The sequence below is a fragment of the Kribbella sp. genome (assembly GCF_035687465.1).
Lineage (GTDB): Bacteria > Actinomycetota > Actinomycetes > Propionibacteriales > Kribbellaceae > Kribbella.
This window is the reverse complement of the sequence record NZ_DASRXP010000500.1, coordinates 1-4,659: the sequence shown is the minus strand read 5'-3', so window position 1 is coordinate 4,659 and position 4,659 is coordinate 1. Positions and strand designations below refer to the sequence as shown.

Genomic DNA, 4,659 nt, shown 5'->3' with positions numbered 1-4,659 from the left:
CCATCGTCTTGCCGTCGACCTTCGCAGAGGTCAGACGGTCCACGGTGTCCCAGGTGTAGCTCTCGGTGTGGCCCGCCGCAGCTCGGGACAGGAGATTGCCGACCGGATCCCATTGGTACGAGACCGACGCACCGGGTCGGGTGGCTGAGGTCAGCCGGTCGAACGGGTCGTAGCCAAAGCGGGTAACTCCGGAGGAGTCGGTCATCGACGTACGACGGCCCGCCGCATCCCAGGCGAACGAAGCAGACGGAGTCTTGTCCGAGTAGTCGATCTGGGTCATCGCGCCGCGGGCGTCGAGCGTGAAGGAGGCGGACTTTCCTGACGGCAGCGTCGTTCGGACCAGTCTGCCGGCCTTGTCGTGGGCGAATCGCCACGTCCTGCCGCCGTAAGTTGCCGCTGTCACCCGACCGGCGGCGTCGTACTCGGAGGTCTGCGCGCGTCCGCTGGCGTCGACTTGTTTGGTCAGCCGCCCGGATACGTCGAAGTCAGCCGTTGCCTCTCGCAACGACGCGTCCGGACCCTCCACGCCGACCAGGTGACCTGCGTCGTCATACCGGAAGCGCGTAACTCCCCCACGGCCGTCCGTCACAGAGGCGAGGCGGCCCTGGCCGTCGTACGTCTGGCTCGTGGTGACATCGAGGGGACCGTGTTGCTCGAGCGGCTGGTCGTCCGCGGAATAGGTGACAGTGGAGCTCTGGCCTCGCGGCGCTGTCGCCTTGACCTGACGTCCCCACCCGTCGACCTCGTACTTCGAGATGCGGCCGGCCGGATCCGAGACGCCGACCAGGTCACCGTCAGATGTGTACGAGAACCGGGTCGTCCGGCCGAGCACATCCCGGACGGACGACACCAGGCCTCGGGCGTCGTAGCTCGCGGACGACGCCCGCCCGGCGTACGTAGTACTGAGGAGGTTGCCGCGGGAGTCATAGGCGTAGGTGGTTCGGCGGCCGAGTGGGTCGACGACGGCGACCGGGTCGTTCGAGCTGTTGTACGACTGGCGGGTGATGTTGCCGCCGGCATCAGTCGAGGCAACGACCCGGCCGAGCGAGTCATAGCTGTGCCGCGCGCCGTGGCCGAGTCCGTCGAAGACGCGGATCAGATTGCCGGCCAAGTCGTAGTGGAAGGTCACGACGGCACCGGTGGGATCGGTCTGCCGCACCAACCAGTTGCGCTCGTACTCGTTGATCCACTTGCCGCCCGTCGGGTCGGTCATCGTGGACTTGCCGCGAATCCCGGCCGACTCCCAACTCCAGGTGGTGCGGCCGCCTCTGCCATCGGTCTGAGCGGTCACCCGACCGTCGGCGTCGTACTCGGTGCTGACCGCGGGCTTGGCAGCATCGCCGTGGGTCTCGCTGCGGAGCCGACCGGCACCGTCGTACTCGAATCGGGTCTTCAGACCGCCTGGTGACGTCACTGCAGTCAGGCGACCGTCGGCATAGTCGTAATGGACGACGCGTGACTCGACCCCAGGCCCCGACAACGTCACCGCCGAGATGAGTCCGAGCTCGTTGTAGGCGTAGGTCAGGGAACGTCGGCCGTTGACAACCGAGGTGAGCCGGCCGTCCGACCGCGTGACCACGACGCCCTGACCATTGCGATCGAGGATGGAAACCAGTTCACCTGTGGTGGAGAACTGCATCCGCATCTGGTCGAAACTGGTCAGCGTGTATCCGGAGCTGGTCCGAGCGAGATTGAATCGAGCAACCCCTGGCTCGACGAGGAAGCCGGTTCCGCGCTTCGCGAAGGCGATCTCGCGCCCGTCCGATGCCAGATAGCGAACACCGCTGCCCTCGATCGCCAGACGATCCGAGTACGACGGACGCCAGCCTGGCCCAAGCGGACCGGCGACGGCGTCGTTCGAGTTGTACGTCCGCTCGACAGTCAGCGGCACTCCGAGTCCGGCAACCGCCGCATCTGTGTCGACGGTCGCCAAGGCGCCGGTCAGCGAGTTGACCGGGTCTGCCTGCATCGCGAACGGGCCGAACAGACCACGCGCCTGCTTGTCGGGCAAGACGAAGCCGGGCGCGCCGGCGTAGATGTTGACGTAACCACCGGCCGAGCCCTTGCCGTTGGTCAGCGAGGCACTGAGGAGCCCGGGCGACGAAGAGATCTCGCAGTCGAGCGGCACGGTGACGGACCAACTGAGCGACTGCGTACGAGCAGGCTTCGGCTTCGGATGGTTCGCGCACGGCCAGACACTCACCTGCCAGGTCCGTGGATCGGTCAGCTTGATGACGCAGATACTCAGCGACGGCGAGAACGTCCGTGCCTGGAAGGTGAAGGTCTGGCCCGTTCCGGCATGGCCGAATCCCCCGTCGTTGGCAATCTGCGGGCCCTTGGTGAGTAGCTCGCCGCTCGCGGTCACGCTCACGTCGACATGGATGCAGGTGCCGTCTTCAGCAGACGCAACCGGCGCACCACTCAAGGGAAGGATCAGCAGCAGAGCGACCAACAGTGACAGGAGACGTCGGGTTGCCGTCATCTCGCCTCCGCTCTGTGATGGGGTGTGACAGAGAGTTTATGGGGGTGAGAGGGGCGGTGGGCGGGTTGGTTACGGGCTGTGGATAAGTGGGGATGTCACCCTGTGATGAGGAGAGGCCCGGCGTCCCCTACGATGCACCGCATCCGGATGTAGTTCGGATTCGGCGTCGGATGCCCATTCCGGCTGGCGGGTCTGCCACGAAGAGTGTGAGGGTGTGGCTCATGAACATCGGTAGTCGGAAGATCGTTGTTGACGAAGCAATCGCTCAATTGCGGCTGTACGCCGAGACGAACGGGGCGGTGCTGCGCTACTACGACGGTCTTCCGGGGATGACCAACGTCGGCGGTTCGGAGCCCGACAAGGTCACCCTGGAGGATCTGGCGCGGACGATGGTGATCGGGTCCGATCTGCGCGCGCTGGACATTCCGTGGCTGCTCGAGGTGGAGGCGGAGAAGGAGTTCGCCGCGGTCCCGGTCGGCGCGCGGCTCGAGGATGCTGCGCCCGGTACTGCGCTGTTCGAAGCGGCGATCGCGTTGGACGAGAAGTTCTCCGGCCACCGCGGATTCGGCCAGGCGAAGAAGTCGAAGCTGCTGCATCTCAAGCGGCCGTACCTCTACCCGGTCAGCGACAGCTTCATTCGGATGACCTACAGCACCGCGTCGGCGGGTGCGGATCTCCTGGCAGCCGTGCACCGTGACCTGGTCAACCCGGCGAACGTGCGCGACTTCGGAGTACTGCAGGTCCGCCTGGGCGCCGAGCCTGCGACCTCAGCCGCCCGTGTGCTCGCCGAGGCCCCCACCCTCCGCCTGCTCGACATCCTCGCCTCCCTGCTTGGTGAGGCGAAGTAGTACCCCTTGCAGGTGCCTTACATCGCGCCGAGGCGGGCGAGGGGTTCTACTAGCTCGCGCTCTTCGTAGGACAGGTGGGATAGGAGCGTGTCGTCCAGGAGGTCTACGGCGGCGCGGAGGTTTGAGATGTCGCCGGAACCGTCGACCAGGGCGACCAGGGCCTTGTCGAGGCCTTCCAGGACGTCGTGGATGACGACGTGTTCCTCTTGGAGCCTGTCGACCACTGGGACCATGCGTGGATCCGAGCGGCGCAGATGCGGGAACAGCGAAGCGTCCTCGATGGAGTGGTGCGTGGTCACCAGCCGGCAGTAGGACTCGCAGTACACGCCGAGCGTCCAGTTGTTCTGCCGCATGGTCATCGTGTTGATGTGGGACCGCGCCTGCCCGATGCCGATCGAACCGGCCGCCACCTGCTCGACCAGGTCCCGGATCTGCTCGAGCTCGGCGCGCAGATGATCGTGTACGTCGATCAACTGCTTCCCCGACGCCAGCTCGTACGGCGTATACGTGCGACCGGGGTCCCGCTCCGGCCCGGTAGGTCGCTCCGACTCGTCCCACGGCAGCACGTCGCTCCGCCGCATAGCCGGCGGAGGAGTCGCCGCAAGGCTGAACCCGCCTTGTCGAACTGCAGCTCCCGCCGGCCCGGAGGCGGTGGAGGAGCCCGGGGCGGACGGACTGGAGGTCGCAACGGAGCCGCTCGCACCGGAGGCGGCGGAGCCGGTGGCGGTGCCCGAGGAGCCGGTGGCGGAGGCGGTGGCGGAGGCGCCGGACGTGCTGGCGGTCGCACCGGAGGTGGTGAAGTCGCGGGCGGACGTAGTACTGGCGGCTGTGGCTGTGCGGGCTGCGGTTACGGATTCGCGGACGCCGGCGGCTACTTCGGCGAAGCGGCGGATGTCGTCTGGGTCGTCGGAACCCAGGATGTACGTGCTCATGCCCTCGGTCAGAGTCAGCTCGGTGAGCTGGTCGATCCACAGCTCCTCCGGACCCTGCAGGAACCCGCCTCGCCCGTCGAACCGCCCCGACACGTTGTACAACCGCCGTACCGCAGCAGGATCGCGTCCGGCGTCCACAGCAGCTTCGTCGATGAGCTTGTTCATCGCCGCGAGTTGGTCCGGCGCCGCGTACGCACTCGTGGGCAGCCACCCGTCGGCTAGCCGCCCGGTCAGACGCAACATTCGCGGCTTGTAGGCGCCCAGCCAGATCTCCACGTCATGTGCCGGCACAGGACCACGCTTGGCGCCCGCAAGCGTGTAGTGCTTGCCCGCCAGCCGGATACCCCCACCAGCGGGCTTCCAGACCTCGCGGATGATCGCGATGGCCTCCTCCCGC

3 protein-coding genes are annotated in these 4,659 nt (G+C 66.8%); 1 reads left to right on the top strand and 2 read right to left on the bottom strand.

Annotated elements, in window-relative coordinates; translation table 11 throughout:
• Window positions 1–2,482: DUF6531 domain-containing protein (locus tag VFG33_RS26395; RefSeq protein WP_325055652.1), on the bottom strand; the 2,482-nt coding region annotated here is incomplete at its 3' end.
• Window positions 2,483–2,703: 221 nt separating this feature from the next.
• Here VFG33_RS26395 and VFG33_RS26390 point away from each other — a divergent pair.
• Window positions 2,704–3,330: a DUF6308 family protein gene (locus tag VFG33_RS26390; RefSeq protein WP_325055651.1), complete on the top strand. Its 627-nt coding sequence runs from the start codon at window positions 2,704–2,706 to the stop codon at window positions 3,328–3,330.
• 17 nt (window positions 3,331–3,347) lie between these two features.
• Here VFG33_RS26390 and VFG33_RS26385 read toward each other — a convergent pair.
• Window positions 3,348–4,659: LLM class flavin-dependent oxidoreductase (locus VFG33_RS26385; RefSeq protein WP_325055650.1), on the bottom strand; the 1,312-nt coding region annotated here is incomplete at its 5' end.

Coding starts and splice junctions, on each gene's coding strand:
- VFG33_RS26390 (WP_325055651.1), top strand. CDS start 2,704: ATGAACATCGGTAGTCGGAAGATCGTTGTTGACGAAGCAATCGCTCAA.